Origin of the sequence: Martinezella tropici, assembly GCF_008370325.1 — a bacterium.
Classification (GTDB): domain Bacteria; phylum Pseudomonadota; class Alphaproteobacteria; order Rhizobiales; family Rhizobiaceae; genus Rhizobium; species Rhizobium tropici_B.
Map to the genome: position 1 here is coordinate 435,691 of NZ_VNIP01000008.1, position 17,873 is coordinate 453,563.

21 protein-coding genes and 1 pseudogene are annotated in these 17,873 nt (G+C 59.5%); 9 read left to right on the plus strand and 13 right to left on the minus strand.

Annotated features, from left to right (window positions below; genetic code table 11):
- Positions 1 to 67 precede the first annotated feature (67 nt).
- A complete protein-coding gene (locus FP026_RS15170; RefSeq protein WP_149635443.1) occupies positions 68 to 994 on the minus strand; it encodes a cation diffusion facilitator family transporter in 927 nt (308 codons plus the stop codon).
- Positions 995 to 1,142: 148 nt separating this feature from the next.
- Positions 1,143 to 2,024 carry a helix-turn-helix domain-containing protein gene (locus tag FP026_RS15175; RefSeq protein ID WP_246665352.1) on the minus strand — a complete coding sequence of 294 codons (882 nt, stop codon included), beginning with the start codon at positions 2,022 to 2,024 and terminating at the stop codon, positions 1,143 to 1,145.
- A gap of 122 nt (positions 2,025 to 2,146) precedes the next feature.
- On the opposite strand from FP026_RS15175, the gene FP026_RS15180 reads away from it, so the two are divergent.
- Together FP026_RS15180 and FP026_RS15185 are read left to right on the plus strand one after the other, a co-directional pair.
- Positions 2,147 to 3,379, plus strand: a complete 1,233-nt coding sequence (locus FP026_RS15180) for a cytochrome P450 (RefSeq protein WP_149635772.1) — start codon at positions 2,147 to 2,149, stop codon at positions 3,377 to 3,379.
- A 29-nt stretch (positions 3,380 to 3,408) separates the two neighbouring features.
- Complete coding sequence (locus tag FP026_RS15185) at positions 3,409 to 3,729, plus strand: 2Fe-2S iron-sulfur cluster-binding protein (protein ID WP_149635444.1); 321 nt, start codon at positions 3,409 to 3,411, stop codon at positions 3,727 to 3,729.
- Positions 3,730 to 3,760: 31 nt separating this feature from the next.
- Here the strand turns inward: FP026_RS15185 and FP026_RS15190 are convergent, their stop codons facing one another.
- The 5 genes from FP026_RS15190 to FP026_RS15210 form a co-directional block, all read right to left on the minus strand.
- Positions 3,761 to 4,816 carry an isopenicillin N synthase family dioxygenase gene (locus tag FP026_RS15190; protein ID WP_149635445.1) on the minus strand — a complete coding sequence of 352 codons (1,056 nt, stop codon included), beginning with the start codon at positions 4,814 to 4,816 and terminating at the stop codon, positions 3,761 to 3,763.
- Between the two features lie 279 nt (positions 4,817 to 5,095).
- Positions 5,096 to 5,614, minus strand: a complete 519-nt coding sequence (locus FP026_RS15195) for an SRPBCC family protein (RefSeq protein ID WP_149635446.1) — start codon at positions 5,612 to 5,614, stop codon at positions 5,096 to 5,098.
- Positions 5,607 to 5,951: an ArsR/SmtB family transcription factor gene (locus FP026_RS15200; RefSeq protein ID WP_149635447.1), complete on the minus strand. Its 345-nt coding sequence runs from the start codon at positions 5,949 to 5,951 to the stop codon at positions 5,607 to 5,609. The genes FP026_RS15195 and FP026_RS15200 overlap by 8 nt, the downstream gene beginning before the upstream one ends.
- Before the next feature lie 100 nt (positions 5,952 to 6,051).
- Positions 6,052 to 6,594, minus strand: coding sequence for an adenylate kinase (locus FP026_RS15205; protein ID WP_149635448.1), 543 nt, complete (start codon positions 6,592 to 6,594; stop codon positions 6,052 to 6,054).
- Between the two features lie 105 nt (positions 6,595 to 6,699).
- A complete protein-coding gene (locus FP026_RS15210; RefSeq protein WP_149635449.1) occupies positions 6,700 to 7,203 on the minus strand; it encodes an NUDIX hydrolase in 504 nt (167 codons plus the stop codon).
- 122 nt (positions 7,204 to 7,325) lie between these two features.
- On the opposite strand from FP026_RS15210, the gene FP026_RS15215 reads away from it, so the two are divergent.
- Positions 7,326 to 7,721, plus strand: a complete 396-nt coding sequence (locus FP026_RS15215; protein WP_149635450.1) for a VOC family protein — start codon at positions 7,326 to 7,328, stop codon at positions 7,719 to 7,721.
- Between the two features lie 42 nt (positions 7,722 to 7,763).
- Here the strand turns inward: FP026_RS15215 and FP026_RS15220 are convergent, their stop codons facing one another.
- The 6 genes and pseudogenes from FP026_RS15220 to FP026_RS15245 form a co-directional block, all read right to left on the minus strand.
- Entirely contained in the window at positions 7,764 to 8,684 is a 921-nt protein-coding gene (locus FP026_RS15220; protein WP_149635451.1) for an ornithine cyclodeaminase family protein, read from the minus strand.
- Between the two features lie 145 nt (positions 8,685 to 8,829).
- The gene (locus FP026_RS15225; protein ID WP_149635452.1) at positions 8,830 to 9,354 is read right to left on the minus strand and encodes a hypothetical protein; all 525 of its coding nucleotides are present in this window, start codon (positions 9,352 to 9,354) and stop codon (positions 8,830 to 8,832) included.
- Positions 9,355 to 9,441: 87 nt separating this feature from the next.
- Positions 9,442 to 10,386: an alpha/beta fold hydrolase gene (locus FP026_RS15230; protein WP_246665354.1), complete on the minus strand. Its 945-nt coding sequence runs from the start codon at positions 10,384 to 10,386 to the stop codon at positions 9,442 to 9,444.
- A gap of 352 nt (positions 10,387 to 10,738) precedes the next feature.
- Positions 10,739 to 11,065, minus strand: a complete 327-nt coding sequence (locus FP026_RS15235) for a DUF2568 domain-containing protein (RefSeq protein WP_149635453.1) — start codon at positions 11,063 to 11,065, stop codon at positions 10,739 to 10,741.
- 125 nt (positions 11,066 to 11,190) lie between these two features.
- Positions 11,191 to 11,310, minus strand: coding sequence for a winged helix-turn-helix transcriptional regulator (locus FP026_RS30750; protein ID WP_149635454.1), 120 nt, complete (start codon positions 11,308 to 11,310; stop codon positions 11,191 to 11,193).
- 105 nt (positions 11,311 to 11,415) lie between these two features.
- A pseudogene (locus tag FP026_RS15245) lies at positions 11,416 to 11,719 on the minus strand (helix-turn-helix transcriptional regulator); the annotation flags it as partial.
- A gap of 78 nt (positions 11,720 to 11,797) precedes the next feature.
- Between FP026_RS15245 and FP026_RS15250 the strand changes: the two are divergent.
- The 6 genes from FP026_RS15250 to mnhG are packed head-to-tail and all read left to right on the plus strand — an operon-like array spanning position 11,798 to position 17,819.
- The gene (locus FP026_RS15250) at positions 11,798 to 14,719 is read left to right on the plus strand and encodes a monovalent cation/H+ antiporter subunit A (protein ID WP_246665372.1); all 2,922 of its coding nucleotides are present in this window, start codon (positions 11,798 to 11,800) and stop codon (positions 14,717 to 14,719) included.
- Positions 14,719 to 15,057: a Na+/H+ antiporter subunit C gene (locus tag FP026_RS15255; protein WP_015342763.1), complete on the plus strand. Its 339-nt coding sequence runs from the start codon at positions 14,719 to 14,721 to the stop codon at positions 15,055 to 15,057. The genes FP026_RS15250 and FP026_RS15255 overlap by 1 nt, the downstream gene beginning before the upstream one ends.
- Positions 15,054 to 16,685, plus strand: a complete 1,632-nt coding sequence (locus FP026_RS15260; RefSeq protein WP_149635457.1) for a monovalent cation/H+ antiporter subunit D — start codon at positions 15,054 to 15,056, stop codon at positions 16,683 to 16,685. The genes FP026_RS15255 and FP026_RS15260 overlap by 4 nt, the downstream gene beginning before the upstream one ends.
- On the plus strand, positions 16,685 to 17,161 hold the full coding sequence (locus FP026_RS15265; protein ID WP_149635458.1) for a Na+/H+ antiporter subunit E: 477 nt from the start codon (positions 16,685 to 16,687) through the stop codon (positions 17,159 to 17,161). Before FP026_RS15260 ends, FP026_RS15265 begins: the two co-directional genes overlap by 1 nt.
- Entirely contained in the window at positions 17,158 to 17,439 is a 282-nt protein-coding gene (locus FP026_RS15270; RefSeq protein ID WP_149635459.1) for a K+/H+ antiporter subunit F, read from the plus strand. The genes FP026_RS15265 and FP026_RS15270 overlap by 4 nt, the downstream gene beginning before the upstream one ends.
- A complete protein-coding gene (gene mnhG, locus FP026_RS15275; protein WP_149635460.1) occupies positions 17,436 to 17,819 on the plus strand; it encodes a monovalent cation/H(+) antiporter subunit G in 384 nt (127 codons plus the stop codon). The genes FP026_RS15270 and mnhG overlap by 4 nt, the downstream gene beginning before the upstream one ends.
- Positions 17,820 to 17,873: the final 54 nt, after the last annotated feature.

Sequence of the window (17,873 nt, forward strand, 5' to 3'; positions counted from 1 at the left end):
CGGTTCGAAGAGCGAAGGCGTCCGCTTGCCATGCTAACCCAGGCCTCCGCTACATCCACCCCGGCGCTCAGTCGGCCCATTCGGGATCGGTCGTGAAAGCGATCGTCAGCCAACGGTCCGGACCTTCGTCGCCGATCGCCTCACCGATCTCGTCGCGAATATGGTCCCATTCCTCCAGCTTCTTCGCAGGCCCGTCCGGCGGCACGATGAAATAGAGCTCGATTTGCTTGCCGCGGCCGACGCGGGCGACATAGGAGCGATAGGATTCGAAATTATAGCGTCGGACGATGTCGGTGGCGACGCGGTCGACATGTTCCCGCAGATCGGAAGGCGTCACGAGCAGGATATCGGCGAATGCCTGCTTGATGGTGCTGATCGGCATGGGGATGACGATAAGACAGACCAGCGCGAGCGCGGCCGGGTCGACATAGGGCGACATCCATTCCAGCCTCGTTCCCTGAATGAAGAAGCCGAAGATGAAGGCGAGCAGCAGCGCCCCGCTCAGGCAGCCCGTCATCACCCAGGCCTTGGCATCGAGTGCGATGAAACTGGATCTCAGCGTCTCGTTTGCACGCCTGCCATAAGCAGCCATCAGGAAGGCGATGATCATGGTCAGCACCGCATAGATGATGGCCTGATCGAACGAGAGATGTCGGCCGCCGGCCATGATGCTGCCGATCGCGTTGATCAAGGCATAGACCGCTGCTCCCGTCAAAAGGACGCCGTTGAGGCCGAGCACCATGGGTTCGAGATGCCAGAAGCCCATGGTGAAATGCTTGGCGAACCTGCCGCCGGACGCCGTGTTCGTCGCGGAGGATACGATCAGGTTGGAGACGATCAGCGCAACGATCGTCATGCTCGCATCCGTGAGCGCATAGACGCCGTCGAAGACGATCGCGTAGGAACCGGAGAGAACACCGAAGACAATACCGGCCGCCGCCAGAACGAAGGTCACGACAATGGAGATGCGCAGGACGCTTTGTTCGGTTGTCACTTTTCAATCTCCGACGAGAGACGCGATATGCGTTTCAGACTATTTTGCATGTACGCCAGGCTTTTATCGCGTCGTGTGGCCTGAGCCAATCCGGGCTAATGATAGGGAGAGAGTCTCTCCCTATACCGTAACAGAACGCGTTGTTCGATCAGGGTTCGCGTGGCCGAGCGCTCTGACCCTGCCGCCTGAATTCGCTCGGCGTGACGCCAACCAGCTTCCTGAAGTCGCGGGCGAAGTGGAAAGGATCGGGATAGCCGCATTGGGCGGCGATTCTGCCGATCTGCTCGTCGGTTATAACAAGCAAACGCTTCGCAGCGTTTACGCGCTCGTGACGGAGCCAATCGACAGGCGTTGTCCCCATTCTCTGACGGAAGCGGCGAAACAGCTGCGCCTGGCTCAGATTGGCGGCTATGGCGAGCTCACCCACCGACCAGGGGTGGGTGAGGTCGGCGCGGACCAGTTCCACGACCCGCTGCAATCGCTGGACCGCGCCGCTCAGCTCGCCATGTTCCGCGCGCTCGGAAACCAGAAGCGAGATCAATTGCGCGAGCAGGGCAAAACAGTGGCTGTCCGAGAGGAAACTGCCCGTTTCCACCTCCCGGAGGATGCCTTCGACCAGCGCCTGCGGATCGCGCGGGTTTGAAATGCCAAAGACCGGATTGGCGATCACGCCCAGACTGTCGAACAGCGTATCGAGCCCGTGCCCTGCGAACCCCAGCCAGAGATAGGACCAGTGCGAATGATGCGGCTCACAGCGATGCGAATACAGCATCGAGGAATCCAGCCAGGCAATCGTTCCTTCATGCAGGAAATTTGACAGGCCGTTGACCTGCAACAGGCCTTTTCCGCTGAGGGTCAGGATGAGAGTATGCTGGTTGAAACGATGGGCGACCGGCATTTCTGCAGGCGTGCAGATGCGCCGCCCGGCGGCGAGAAGCGCATAGGGGAGGGCGCGGGACAGCCTGCCCGGCGTCTGAAAGAAGACGTCATCCAGAGGGGAAATATCGTCCGGGATTGCTTCATCGGTCATGCCATCAAGTCTTATCCGGAGATGAGAGTTTTATCCATATAGCTGCGGTTCGCATCCATGTCTTTTCACCGTTCGACGCTGTAATCTGTGCCCGGCGAACCAGAATGAACGAGGCCCTGATCATGTCGATGGCAACCCCCGTATTTGATCCGCTCTCGCAGGCGTTCACGGACGACCCATATGCCTCCTACCGCGCGCTGCGTGCCAGCCCGGGCCCGGTCTATTACGAGCATTTCGACATGTGGCTGTTGTCGCGCTATCAGGATGTTGCCGCTGCCGCCGGCGACAAGACGCTCGTGCGCTCGCTCGAGTTCTTTCTCTCCCCGGAAGAGATACGAGAACAGAAGGTTCGACAGAACTGGCATGACATGCCGAACCATTCGCGCTTCGTGCAATTCAGCCTTTTGGATTCCGATGGCGAAATTCATGACCGATTGCGCCGCAAGGTGTTTCGTGAATTCACGCCGGCCCTCGTCGCCCGCCAGCGCGGGATGATACAGGATTTCGTCGATCGGCTGCTCGATCGTCTCCTGCAAGCCGGCACGATCGACTTTGTCGAGGATCTCGCCTCGCAGGTTCCAGGGCATATCATCGGTTCGGTTCTCGGCGTGCCGGAAGAATATGCCGGCCAGCTACGCAAATGGTCGGAAGAGGTCGTGCAATATTTCGACGTCGATCGCAGTGCTGAACGCAAGGCGCTCGCCGAACGAGCAACGACGGAGTTTTACGAGCTGCTCAGGGAGCTCATCGCCGACCGCACGCGCAACCCGCGTGACGATCTTCTCTGTCGGTTGACCGAGGCGCATGTCGCCGGTGAGCTGACCGAAGACGAGCTCGTCTCCACCTGTATGCTGATCCTGATGGCGGGCCATGGCTCGACGATCGACGTGCTCGGCAGCGGCATGCATGCGCTGCTGCAATATCCCGATGCTTTGACCAAACTTCGGGAAACGCCGGGCATCATGTCGACCGCCATCCAGGAGATGTTCCGTTTCGAGTCGCCGCTGCCATTCTTTCATCGCTACCTGACGGAAGAAAAGACGATTGCCGGCGAGCGACTGCCGAGAGGCACGAAAGTCGGCCTGCTATATGGTGCGGCCAATCGCGACCCCGAACAGTTCGATGCGCCCGATCGGTTCAATGTCGAGCGGACTCCCAATCGCCATCTGGCATTCGGCGGCGGCGCGCATTTCTGTCTTGGCAATCACCTTGCCCGGCTGGATATGGAGATCATCTTCTCGACGCTCTTGCAGCGGACCCGTTCCATCGAACTGCTAGATGAACGCCCTGCCTACAAGCGCGGGCTGTCGGTACGCGGCCCGAAGCGCCTCGACATCAGGCTCGTTGCCGCATGATCGGTTTCGCCGAAAGCATGGAGAATACAATGTGTGAAATCGTGTTCATCGATTCCGCCGGTCGCGAGACCCGCGTGGAAGCCCAGGATGGCGAGACGGTGATGGCCGCTGCCGTCAGGAGCGGTATCGATGGCATCGTGGCGCAATGCGGCGGCGCTTTGGCCTGCGGCACTTGTCATTGCTATGTCGAGCAGCCCCATCTCGATCTCCTGCCGCCGCCTTCCGAAGAAGAGGCGGCGATGATCGAATTCGTCATGGAGCCGGCGGCCAACAGCCGCCTGAGCTGCCAGATCCTTGCAAGCAGCGTCGTCGATGGCATGCGCGTCGTCGTGCCGGATAGCCAGCACTAGGCCCTAATGCAGAGCGTCCGGACCTTGCCCCTCAACCAGTCGTAGCCGATTGTTCCGATGCCAGCAGATCGGCATAATGGGCGCGGGCGACATCCGGGTGTGACCGCAACCGGCTCTTCAGCTGGTTCTGGCCGACCTCGCGGAAGATCGGGTTGAGCGGATCGACCGAGATGCCGCGTTCGGCGCGCTTCAACTCGTCCGGCAATTCGATGACGGGGATCGCGGCATCCGGTCGGGAGCCCAGGAAGAAAGCGACGGAGAGGCGCTCGACGCCTGCGGGCGGTGCGACGACATCATGCACATCGGCGCGTACGAAACCATTCGTCGCCAGTTCCAGCAATTCGCCGGTATTGATGACGAAGGTGCCGGGCACCGGCGGCGCGTCGATCCAGACGCCGTCTTCCGTGCGCACGCGCAGGCCGGGCGTGGTGTCCTGCAGTAGCACGGTCACGAAGCCGCCGTCCTTGTGGGCGCCGACGCCCTGATCCGTTTCGGCGACATCGCGGCCCGGATAGCGGATGATCTTCAGAAGCTGTGAGGGCTGCGGTTGATAAATGTCGGCAAAGACATTTTCCGGCTGGCCGAGAGCTGCGGCGATCGCCTTCAGTACACCGATGCCGATGCGCGTCACCTCTGCCTGATAGGCAAGCAGGAGCGGCTTGAGCTCCGGCAGCGCTTCCGGCCACTGGTTGGGGCCTTGCAGCCGCCGCCAAGCCGGCGTATCCGGCCCGATCTCGAAGGGAGCGCTCTCGGTGTTGATGTCGAGCTGCTCGCGCCAATCCTGTTCGCCGCGGGTACGCTCCTGTCCGGCCCGATTGTAGCCTCGGAAATGCGGCGACTTCACCATCTCGATCTTGAGCTTCTCTTCGAGCGGCAGTGCGAAGAAGCGCTTCGCAGTGGCGACGACGTTTTCGATCAGCTTCGGATCGACGCCATGGCCCGTCAGATAGAAGAAGCCGTGATCATGGAGCACCGTGCGAAGCTCCGCGACGAATGCCTGGCGTTCCGATGGCGAGGCGTAGAAGCGCTGGAGATCGAGCGTCGGCAGCGATGTTTCGACAGCTGATGGCGCGGTGCGAAGGGTCAATGGTTGCTCCTCTTTGAAAGTGATCCTGTTGCCATCTTTCCAGATGGCACCTTCGTCATTCAGGTCGAAGCTAGAATCCATCGGGCATGAAGGCAAAGAAGATAATCTCAAAGATCGCAGATCTGTTGGAATGGTTTTTGCGGCCGCTGTTCCTGCGAATGCTGCTCGCAGGAACGGTTTCGAGGCGCTCGGGTGAGGGCTCATGTGGTGGAGTTGCTGCCGAGGACGATAAGAGCGAGCCGACTCAGATTTCGTCTATGGCCTCGGCATTCCTGATGGTCAGTTCCTGGTAGCCGAAACGCTGGATTTTTCCGCGACGTGATTTGCAAGTTTGTCCAAGGTCTGAGCGCCGTATTGAGCTGCACCGAATCCAATGACGACGGCGCGGCGCTCCGGTGTCGGATGCATCTGGCGCAGGGTGACGACCGTTTTACCGTTATCCTGTTCGTCGAAAGTAATCAGCATCCGGAAGCGATCCGGGTCGTCATCGGCATCCGTGCCATGATTGGCTTCGATCAGTTTTGGTGCTTCGATCCGCAGAAACTCCATGCAATTGGAGAAGCGAGTGCCGTCCGGAGCGACCATATCAAATCGCCACCGGCCGCCGGAGCGGATGTCGATCTCATGTGTTTCGATACCGAACCCATCGGGTCCGAACCACTTCACGATCTGCGATGGATCGGTCCATGCGAGAAAAGCCGTTTCTCGGTCCGCGTCAACGACACGGGCAATGACGATTTCCCTTTCCAAAGGCCAGGAAGCCCAGTCCGAGACGTTGCTTTTGGCGTGATCACTCATCCGATTTCTCCTTCTTCATGTTTTCCAGGTGCGTCTCGAAGCGGTCAAAGCGTTCTTCCCATTGACGCCGATATGACGCCAGCCAATCCTCCGCATCCTGCAAGGCTTTTGGATTCAGCGAACAGATACGCGTTCGCCCCTCCCTTCTCGAAACGATGAGGCCAGCCTTTTCCAGAATGCCGAGATGCTGAGTGAACGACGGCAGTGCCATGGCAAAGGAACTAGCCAGCTGAGAGACTGTTGCAGGCGCACGGCTCAGAATTTGAACCACCGCTCGTCGCGTCGGATCGGAGAGTGCGCTGAAAGTGCTTTCGATGGACAGGTTTTTGTTAGGCATTTACCTAAGTATAAGGATTCTGAAACTTAGGTCAACACCTAATCTTCGGGTGAGCGCACCTCTTCTAGAATCGTCGGCCAGACGAGCAACAAACCGCCATTCACTGTCCCGCAGAAAATGGCGCAACCGGGTTCGATGCGGTCACCAATGCATTCAATTCGTCGATGTTCTGGATCCGTGTGAGCCTTTTGCCGGCATGCTGCCTTTCAGCGCACATTCGGCGGATGCCGGGCATCCAGTCCTGCTCGATTTCCCATATGGTCCGGAACAGATCTTGTGTCGGCGGCATGGTCGAAAGTCCGCCCGGAGAGTGCTCGAGCTTGCCTGAATGCCACGCGATCTGCCTCTCGGCGGCAAGCCAGAAATGCATCCAGAGGGGCATGTCGATGAGAATTATCTCGGTCGCGCGATCCATCCGTGCCGGGATTGAGTTCCGGTGCCCCAATCCATCGATAACCCAGTTCTCACCGGCTATGATCCGCTCGTGCTGTTCGGTGTAAGTTTCAAGTGGTGCCGGGACCCAGCCTTCTCGCCAAAGGAACGTGTCGATCTCGAAATGGGGAATTGCGTGCTTCTCGCCTAATTTACGGGCGAGGGTGGATTTCCCACCGCCTGCATTTCCGAGAATGGCGATGCGCAGCATCGGATGGAGACCTGAAGATTTGAGCCTATCGGGAGCCTGGCAGAGATGTCCGCATGTTTATGCGGCTATTCTGTTATCGTTGCAATCTTTGCCCATCGCTACCGCTCAGACAGCGTCCCGGCGCACGAAATGTCGAATGCCGGTCGGCGTAGTCTCGATCAGATCGCGCAAGGTCGGTGGTACCAGCTCGAATTGATTGAGACCGGCTCGTGTGGACGGTGCCCAGCGAAATTCAAGCTCGGCACTGCCGTCCTTCACCCTATGCACGATGTCCGTTTCATGAAACGGAAGCGGTTGCGAGAGCTCTGCCTCGTAATAAAAGCCGACCTCGTGAACCCGCCTGCCGGAAAGTTCGAAGAAGTTTTCGATGATGAAGCGCAAGGGGCCGACGGTGGCCGTGCAGCCGATTTCCTCTTCGATTTCGCGGGCAAGTGTCTCGGCGCCCGCCTCGTGAAATTCCACCCGGCCGCCGGGTAAAGACCAGAGCTTATCTGCGAGTGTGCGGTGAATGAGGATATGATCGTTCGAGCGGATCAAGGCGCCTGCGCGCAGTTGGAAGCGGGATTCTCCCGAATCCAGGACGATCATGGTTCGCTGGGTTTCTGTCATGGATCGGCCTCCGGCTCCGGGTGAGATGGGATTAGTGGTCAGAATTATCGACATTTGTCCCGATATGTATTGAAATCGTTTGAAGATTGTTTTTCATCCTCTCCATCAAATCGGCCCTGGCGATGCGTTTCGTAAATCCAATCCCCTTCGTTGGCGACATCGCTGGCTCGAAGACGTTCTACAGCGACCTGCTGGGTCTCAAGATCCTGAACGATTTCGGGAGTTTCGTGCTCTTTGAAACCGGCTTTGCAATTCATGACGGAAAAGCGCTGGAGCAAACGGTCTGGAAGAAAGTCGCGGAAACATCGGAGCCATATGGGCGCCGAAACATCCTTCTCTATTTCGAACATGACGATGTGGATGTGGCCTTCGCCAAAATAGCCCCGCATGTCGATCTCATCCATCCCGTCGAGCTGCAGGAATGGGGGCAGCGGGTATTCCGCTTTTATGATCCCGATGGCCATGCGGTGGAGATCGGTGAGCCGCAATCGATCGGACAGGCGCCGGCAGCAGGCTGATAAGATCCTCGTGTTCAGCATGCCGTGCGGCGTCATGTATCTTCACAGCACGTCGAATATGGCTGAAGCGACGGCTACCTCCGTTCCCGCCAGGCCAACCGAGCAAAAAAGTGTCGTATCGGAGGCCGATGTCCGGCCCTGAGCCCTGTTCGCGACGATGTCGGCAAGGTCTCGCATGCGGGTTTCATGCGGCGATCCGGAAAGGAAAAAAGGGGAGGCGTAGGTTCGTGTTTGTTCGAGGGAGTCCGTGACGATCACATGCGCGGCATCGGCCATGTCCAGTCCGAGCTCGTGTCCCTGCAATGTTTTCGGACCGACCGTATTGATGTGCGCTCCGGCCTTCAAATCCGCCGCGTGAAGCACGGGCACATGGCTGGCCGTTGCACAAAGTACGATATCGGCATCCGCTACGGTTTCTGCAATGCTGTCGGCGGGTTCTATCGCTATGCCCAATTCGCGTTGCATTTCCTCGGCGAAAGCCCTGCGGTTCTTCTCATCGCGACTGAAGACGCGGGCGCTTATTATGTTTCGAACGGCGGCAGCGGCAATCAATTGCGTCCGGGCCTGAGCGCCGCTGCCGACAATGCCAACGGTTTTGGCGTTTGGATCGCTGAGATGGCGTATGGCTATGCCCCCGATCGCTCCCGTTCTGATCTGGCCAAGCCGTTCGCCCAGGATAATCCCTTTGAGTTTGGCGTCATGCGCGGACCAGACGGCAACGATCTGCGAATGCTCCGGCCCATTGAACGTCTCATACACGCGGAAGCCGGCAAGCGGCTTTTCCCCGAGTATACCGCCGACCGTAAATACAAGGTCGCCGCTGCCGGGAAACGAGACGTGATGCCGAGGGGGGCAAACGATATTGCCGGATGCCTTGGCGAGGAAGGCCGTTTCCAACGCGCCGAGAGCGACCGGCATGAGCGCGACACTGTCCAAATCCTCATCTCTCAGTATTTTCAACATCACGAACCTCCAGCGTGACGACATCCTGCAACCTCAACGTAAGTTGAGGTCAAGCCTGATTTCCAACTCTGTGCTGCTCCCGGCATATGCTGCCTGGGCGTGCGAAAGCGGGCACAGAACATCGTTTGAAAGGCAAGTTGAAGCGCTAGAATGCAACCGTATCACCGGTGAGGGAAGAAGCTGCGTTCGGTCGAGAACGCGCGAGCAGATAGAATGCCGCGACGTGCGTGATCATCTGTAGTGGCACGTAGATGATCGGGAACGCGTACATGGCACCTAGCTCGCCTGCGACTGCAGGAAGGTCGACCTGAACCGCGTGATAAAAATCGAAGGCAACGTCAGCTACCCCGACGAGATTGAAGGCGACAACGAACAGCCAAAATAACGAGCGTATCCTGACCGCGAGCAGCGCCAACATGGCCAGGAGCCCGGTGGCAAAGTTGCCGTAGGCGGCGAATGTGGCAAAGCCTGCAGGTAGATTGGGGCCAACTACGCCGGGAAGCAAGAAGGCGAGCCCGAAGAAGCGGAAGCTGTGCAGGGTCGCAATTGCCCTTTGCGCATCGACGTGATCCATCGTTTTGAGCCTGGGCCAAATGTATACGCCGAAGCAAAGCAGCCACGGGACATAGGCCAGGCCGAGATGGGTTAGGAATAGGATCTGCGCCGGCATGTGAACTCCTTTCTGGTGATTTCGTTCGTCAAGCTGCCGCGCGGCCTCCAACACCGTGGACGGGATGCCGAGCCGGTCTTCCTTCGTCTAAAGACTCCGAAGGAAGTCAATCATGGCGGTATTCACTTCCGGCGCGCGTTCCTGCTGGGTCCAATGGCCACAGCCCGGCAGCATGACCGCTGGCCGGAGCTTGGGAACCATTGCCGATTGCTTGGCAATGATCGGCTGAAACGCCTCGACAATGATGTCGCGGTCGCCCGCAATGTAGAGCGCCGGAACGGTTATCGTTGCTCGGCCAAAGGCGGCCATGAGTTCCCAGCTGCGATCGATGTTGCGCCACCAGTTCAGGGAGCCGCGGAATCCGCTTTTCGAGAATGCCTCGACATAGAAGTCGATGTCGGACTCCCCGAGCCAGGAAGGCAGCGAAACCGGATTGGTGAAGAAATCCCCATTCCGGGGCACCATCCCGGCGGTAAACCCTCCAGCGCCCGTCGACGGCGGGCTGTCGCCCGAGAGGGAGTAGAACATGGAACGGAACGTATGGCGTAGATCGCGACCGAGCGCCGCCTCCGCCTCGGGGGTCTGGAAGTAGAGCTGGTAAAACACCGCATCCTCGGTTTGTGGCATGAGCGTCGTCGGCGGTCCCGCGTCGCCAAAGCCCCGCGAGCGGAACGGCGGGCTGAGCGCGATGACTGCGCGGAAGCGATCGGGGCGCAGAAGTGCCGTTTGCCATGCTATCGCAGCGCCTATGTCGTGGCCGGCGATCACGGCTTGTTTGGCATCTAAGGCATCGACAAGCCCCAGCATGTCGCCGATGTCATGGAGGATCGTATATTTCTCCATAGCTTCCGGACGGTCGCTCCACCCATAGCCGCGCAAGTCAGGCGCCACTGCATGGAACCCCGCCTTCGCCAGCGCGCCTAGCTGATGGCGCCAGGAATACCAGAATTCGGGAAAGCCGTGACAGAGAATGACGAGTGGACCCTCACCCTGTTCGGCCACATGCAACCGGATACCGTTCGCTTCGATCATGCGATGCCTAACCTCGGGCATCGCCGAATCCATCCAAAATGTCGGCTCGGAGTCAGCTCCGCCGAGTTCAGCTGCGGCGGTTTTAAACGGCTGTCCGAAAGCGGCGCCTATGGTAAGCGCACCCCCCGCCAAGAGGATTCCACGTCGGGAAAATATCGCATCTCGCATTGTGTCGCTCTCTTCCAATCGTCGCATCCGGGACCTCGATGGCTTTGAGGGCCTCGAAATGCAGGCTTAATTCCAGATTGCAAGCCGAGTGTATGGCCGCTTCCTGCGGTCGACTATTGGCGATAACGTCGATGGACCATGAAGCAGAACTTCACAGTGAAGCAGGGGCCTGGCGCCGAGGGGCTTATGGAAGCAGCGCCAGAGCGATCCGATCAGCGGCCGCGACGACGATCAGTGCGATCGCCAACGCCGGCCAGCCGACATAATTCAGGATCAAAGCCGCGCCTAGAAAGAATCCGGCCTCGAGTATCAGTCGTCCAGCCGGCCCGATTTCATATTTCCGCTTAGGGGAGAGAAAAGTGCCCCAGATGACGGCGCCCGCCGCGCAGAACACTAACCCCATCAGCGCCTGGATCAACAACGGCACTGCCAGATGCGCGGCCAATGCGGCAAGTGACGCGAGAATGCAAAGTTCAAGGACAAACCTTATGCCAAGCGCGATCGCTTTCATTCTTCCCCCATGCCGGTCAAACGGTCTGCCGGGTAGCAGATGACATCGTTATATGCGCGATCCCGCAGGTCACTTTATAGCGGCACCTAAGTCCGGGGCAACTGACTCATCAATCGTTCTCTGCCTCAAACTTCGGCAAACTCGATCAATGGGCGCAAGCTGTCCCCTTCCTTCGTAACGCGATATTCGACATGCGGCGGAACCCCGGCATAGACGGTGCGGCTTATCAGCCCCGTTTCAGGCACCTGTGGTGGGCGCTATCGTGCTGTTTTCGGAGCGGTCGCCTGGTTCCGCTCGCCGGCGGCCGAAAGGATCTCGCAGCTTTCGGTATGCGTCGGCGCGGGTGCATCCGCCGTGGGAGCCTTGGCACAGATACCGATCTCGTGTCCTTCGATCCGGAAGAAGGCGATGCCTCCTGTCTCGAGCGCCAATCGCAGTTGCGCTTCCGTCGCCCGATGCAGGCTGTGGCGATCGCCTTCATAGTCGCGGATCGTGCTGCGCGACACGCCAGAGCGGTCCGCAAGGTCCATCTGCGTCCAATCGAGAAAGCCGCGGGCCGCCCGGCAGAGCGCTGGTGTCAAAATCATCGCCATCTTAACCTTGACGCAGGGTTCAAAGCTGCCCATATTGGGCAATATCTATCATATAGGACATAATTCACCGGATTTCTAGGGGTTTTGCTGCCGCGGCAGTCTGACGTTATCCGGCCAAACGAAGGAATGACGTTTTGGGATAACCAGCGGGCCGGTTTTCATTCTAGCACTTTTGGCTCTGCCGTTTATCGGAAGTCTCCTTTCCCTCTGCCTGTTGCGCACGCAGTCGCGGCGCGGTCCGGCCTCGATCGCCGGAGCGGTCACATTTCTGGCGCTGCTGATTTCCGCGAGCTTCTATCCCGCCGTCAGGGATGGCGGCGTGGTGCGATACAGCATCGCGTGGCTGCCGCAGCTGGGGCTCGATTTCAGCCTCAGACTGGATGGTTTCGCCTGGCTCTTCTCGGTCATCATTACGGCGATCGGTTTTCTCGTCATCGTCTATGCCCGCTACTACATGTCGGAAGAGGATCCGGTTCCCCGCTTCTTCTCCTTCCTGCTGGCCTTCATGGGGGCGATGCTCGGCATCGTGCTTTCGGGCAATGTCATTCTGCTCTCGATATTCTGGGAGTTGACGAGCATCTTTTCCTTCCTGCTGATCAGCTATTGGCACAACACCGCCGCCGCCCGTGATGGCGCGCGCATGGCGTTGACCATCACCGGGATCGGCGGGTTCTGCCTGCTGATCGGCCTGATCCTGATCGGCCATATCGTCGGCAGCTACGATCTGGATAAGATCCTGGCTTCGGGCGATATCATCCGCAATCATCCGCTTTACCTGCCTGCGCTGATACTCATCCTGCTGGGAGCACTGACGAAAAGTGCGCAATTCCCGTTCCATTTCTGGCTTCCGAATGCGATGGCGGCGCCGACGCCGGTCTCGGCCTATCTACATTCCGCCACGCTGGTGAAAGCGGGCGTCTTTCTGCTGGCGCGCTTCTGGCCGGTTCTGGCCGGTACGAACGAATGGTTCTATATCGTCGGCGCGGCCGGCATCACCACGCTGTTGCTGGGTGCCTATTTCGCGATGTTCCAGCAGGATCTGAAGGGGCTGCTCGCCTATTCGACGATCAGCCATCTCGGCCTCATCACCACCTTGCTCAGCCTCGGCAGCCCGCTTGCCACGGTTGCCGCCATCTTCCACATGCTGAACCACGCGACGTTCAAGGCATCGCTGTTCATGGCGGCTGGCATCATCGATCACGAAACGGGCACGCGCGATATGCGTCGTTTAAGCGGCTTGTTCCGCTATCTGCCGTTTACAGGATCGCTCGCGATCGTCGCGAGTGCCGCCATGGCCGGCGTCCCGCTGCTCAACGGTTTTCTCTCGAAGGAGATGTTCTTCGCCGAAGCGATCGAAACCCATGCCGATTCCATCCTCGATCGCATGCTTCCCTATGTGGCGACGCTTGCAAGCGCCTTCAGCGTCGCCTATTCGCTGCGCTTCATTCAGACGGTCTTCTTCGGTCCGGCGCCGACAGACCTGCCGATCGCCAAGCCGCATGAGCCGCCACGCTCGATGCGCTTCCCGATCGAGCTCCTGGTCGTCGTTTGCCTTGTCGTCGGCATCGTTCCGGCTCTTTCGGTCGCGCCCTTCCTGCAGGCAGCCGTCGTCAGCGTTTTGAATGCCGATACGCCGCAATACAGCCTCTCGCTTTGGCACGGCTTCAATCTGCCGCTCGTCATGAGCATCATCGCACTTGTCGGCGGGACAGTGTTCTATTTCGTCTTCAAGGATTATCTGTCGCGCTGCGACGATGGCCCGCCGATTTTCCGCCGCCTGAAGGGGCAGCGCATTTTCGAGCGCGTGCTGGTGGAGGTTTCCTGGCACTGGGCGAGAATGGCCGAAAAGCGGATCGGCACGCGCAAGCTGCAGCCGCAGCTTCGCTGGGTGGTGACAACGGGCTTTGCGGCCGGCCTGCTGCCGCTCTATCTGTCGGGCTTCGAGGCGAAGCATTTTGCCTTTTCGGGCGCCGATCCGGTCTTTGCCTCCATCTGGGCGATCGGTATCTGCCTTGCGATCGGCACCGCCTTTTTTGCCAAATATCACCGGCTTGTCGCGCTCGTGATGCTGGGCGGCGTCGGGCTGATCGTCTGCATGACTTTCGTCTGGCTTTCCGCGCCGGATCTTGCCATCACCCAGCTTCTCGTCGAGATCGTCACGACGGTTCTCATCCTGCTGGGCTTACGCTGGCTGCCGAAGCGGACGGAAGGCATCGATGATACGGTCGACCTGCGCGCCCGTTTCCGCCGCTTCCGCGATCTGGCACTGGCCGTCATCTGCGGCGTCGGCATGATGTTCGTCTCCTATGCTGTCATGACCATGCCGGTGCCCGACGCCATTGCGAATTATTTCCTCGAAAATGCCTATTCGAAGGGCGGCGGCCGCAACGTCGTCAACGTGATCCTGGTCGATTTCCGCGGCTTCGATACTTTGGGTGAAATCGCCGTCCTCGGCGTCGTCGCGCTGACCGTCTATGCACTGCTGCGCCGTTTCCGCCCGGCGCCCGACAGTATGGAAATGCCGGAACAGCAGCAGATCCAGAACCGTTTCGACGAGGAGCGGCCCGAACGTTCGGCCGGCGATACCGTGCGCGACTATCTGCTCGTGCCGTCGGTCATCATGCAGTGGATGTTCCCCTTCGTGATCGCCCTGTCGGTCTATATCTTCATGCGCGGGCATGATGCGCCGGGCGGCGGCTTCTCGGCCGGCCTGACGCTCTCGGTCGGCTTCCTGCTGCAATATCTCGCTGGCGGTACACGCTGGGCGGAAGATCGCATCCGCATCCTGCCGCTGCGATGGATGGGAGCCGGGCTTCTGGTCGCAACCGCCACTGGCATGGGCGCCTGGTTCTTCGGCTATCCCTTCCTTACATCGCATTTCCAGTATCTGGACGTGCCGTTGATCGGCAAGGTGCCGGCGGCAAGCGCGCTTCTCTTCGATCTCGGCGTCTTCCTGTTGGTCGTCGGCTCCACGGTTTTGATCCTCGTGGCTCTCGCGCACCAGTCGCTGCGTATCAACCGCTTGCGCGCGCTGGATGCCGACAAGGCAAAGGGGGACTGATGGAACTCATCTTGTCCATTGCGATCGGTGTGATGACGGCCTGCGGCGTCTGGCTGATCCTGCGTCCGCGCACCTACCAGGTCATCATCGGACTGTCGCTGCTCTCATATGCCGTCAATCTCTTCATCTTCGGCGTCGGCGGCGTGAAGACGAATGTGCCGCCGCTGCTTGGCGACGGCACTGCGACGCATGCGCTGGCGGACCCCGTGCCGCAGGCGCTGGTATTGACGGCGATCGTCATCGGTTTTGCGACCACGGCGCTGTTCCTCGTCGTGCTGCTTGCCTCGCGCGGCCTGACCGGCACGGACCATGTTGATGGAAGGAGCGATCGGAAATGACAGGTTGGTCGCATCATCTGATCATCGCGCCGATCCTTGTGCCCCTTATTGCCGGCGCACTGCTCGTGTTCATCGATGAGCGCTCGCGTACGCTGAAGGCGCTCATCAGTCTGACGGCCACGGTGCTGTTGGTGGGCATTGCGCTTGCGCTCTTTCACTCAGAAGGCGGACCGGCAGGCCTGGAGCGTGCCTATCTGCTTGGAAACTGGAGCGTGCCCTTCGGCATCGTGCTCGTGCTCGATGGGCTTTCGGTACTCATGCTGCTGCTGACATCCATCGTCGCCGTTGCTGCGCTGATATTCTCGCTGGCGCGCTGGCATGCAGTCGGCGCACATTTCCATACCATGTTCCAGCTGCTGCTGATGGGCGTCAACGGCGCATTCCTGACCGGCGATCTCTTCAACCTCTTCGTCTTCTTCGAGATCATGCTGGCGGCCTCCTACGGACTCCTCCTGCACGGTTCCGGGCCTCTCCGCGTCAAGGCGGGCATGCACTACATTGCCGTCAACCTCGCGGCCGCGCTGCTCTTTCTCATCGGTGTCAGCCTGATCTATGGCACGGCGGGAACGCTGAACATGGCGGATCTGGCCGTACGCATCCCGGAAATGTCGGCCGATCGCCGCATGCTGATGCAGGCCGGCGCCGGCGTGCTCGGCATTGCGTTCCTCATCAAGGCCGGCATGTGGCCGCTCTGCTTCTGGCTGCCGACGGCCTATAGCGCGGCGTCGGCGCCGGTCGCCGGCATCTTTGCCATTCTCAGCAAGCTCGGCATCTATGTCATTCTGCGGCTGACCATGCTCCTGTTCAGCACCGGCCCGTCCGCCGGCTTCGGCGCTATCGTGCTTCTTTACGGTGGCATGGCAACGCTGATCTTCGGCACGGTCGGCGTGCTGGCGTCGCAGGCGCTTGGTCGGCTGGCTGGTTTTTCCGTGCTCGTCTCGTCCGGCACGCTGCTGATGGTGATTGGTATCAATGATGGCTCCATTTCGTCCGGCGCCTTGATGTATCTTGTCAGTTCGACGCTGACGATCAGCGCCTTCTTCATGTTGATCGAGCTCGTCGAGCGCGGGCAGGATGCGGGCGCCAGCGTTCTCGCCGTCACGATGGAAGCCTATGGCGATGCCGAGGAGAAGGAGCCGACGGAAGGCGATGGCGTAACCATGCCCGGCACCATGGCGATGCTCGGCATCTGCTTCGCCGCCTGCGGCATCCTGCTTGCCGGTCTGCCGCCGCTTTCCGGATTCGTCGCCAAGTTTGCCATGCTCTCCGCCATGATGGGAACAGGCGCGATCGGCATTCCGCCGAGCGCCGCCGTCTGGACCTTGATCCTGCTCGTCATCCTTTCAGGCATTGCCGCGCTGATCGCGATGACGCGCGCCGGCACACGTACATTCTGGAGCTCGCTCGAGGGCACGGTTCCACGCGTGCTTGTCATCGAGATATTGCCTGTCATGGGACTGCTGGCCTTGACGCTGGCGTTGACCATCTGGGCCGGTCCCGTCATGCAGTACATGGATGCGACCATCCGCACGCTTAGCGATCCCAGTGTCTATGTCGATGCTGTCCGTAATGCGGTGGTTGCGTCGGCAACTGCCGCAGCTGAAGCCAGCAAAGCGGGGGGCCTATGATGTTGCCTTATCCGTTTCTGGCACTGAGCTTGATCCTGATGTGGCTATTGCTGAACGGCTTCACGCTTGGTCAGCTTGTTCTCGGCGTCATTGTCGCCGTTTTCGCTTCCTGGGGCATGGCATCGTTGCAGCCCGAAAAGCCGCGGCTGCGGAAGTGGTATCTGCTGCCCAAACTCTTTTTCCGCGTTATTGTCGACGTCTTGAAATCGAATCTGCAAGTTGCGTGGATCATTTTGAGAGGTCGTTCTCGCAAGACGAATCCGGGTTTTGTTGTCCTCGAACTCCAGGTGCGAGATCAGATTCCACTTGCGCTCCTTGCCGTTATCCTCACCAGCACGCCCGGCTCTGCATGGCTGGAATATGATTCCAATGACAATACCGTGCTGCTGCATGTCCTTGATCTTGAGAATGAGGCGAAATGGCGCGACACGGTCACCAATCGCTATGAAAGCTTGCTGATGGAGATATTCGCATGAGCGCCATGATCATCCAGATATCCGTGGCGGCTGCACAGTTGATGATCGTGGCTGCGATGGTGATTGCTTCCATTCGCATGTTTCGTGGACCGCGCGCGCAGGATCGCATCATTGCACTCGACACACTCTATGTGAACGCCATGCTGCTGCTGCTGACCTTCGGCATCGGCACCGGGCGTGTCGTCTATTTCGAGGCAGCGCTCGTCATCGGCGTGCTCGGCTTTGTCGCAACCGTTGCTCTCGCGAAATTCCTGATGCGCGGAGAGGTGATCGAATGAATCCGCCGTTTGAAAACTTGCCCCTGTGGGCTGCAATCCCCGTTGGCGGGCTGCTCATCCTCGGTGCTTTCCTCACGCTCGTCGGTGCGATCGGCTTCCTGAGGCTTGGAACGTTCTACGAGCGCATCCACGCGCCGACGTTAGGAACGAGCGGCGGCATCGGCGCGATCATGATCGCCTCGATGATCTTCTTTTCGATCTCTACACGGTCGCTGGTCATCCATGAGCTGCTGATCGGCGTCTTCATAACGGTCACGACGCCGGTCACGTTCATGCTGCTTGCCCGCGCGGCCTTGCATCGCGATCGTGCTGAGCAAAACAGCAATGTTCCGCCCAAGCAATCGCCTGAAGGAACCTCGGCCGAGGGACATTCCTCGTAGTCGCCAGATCCTTTCCTTCATGTGTCGGAGGCTCGAAGGCAAGGCTTCGTTGCG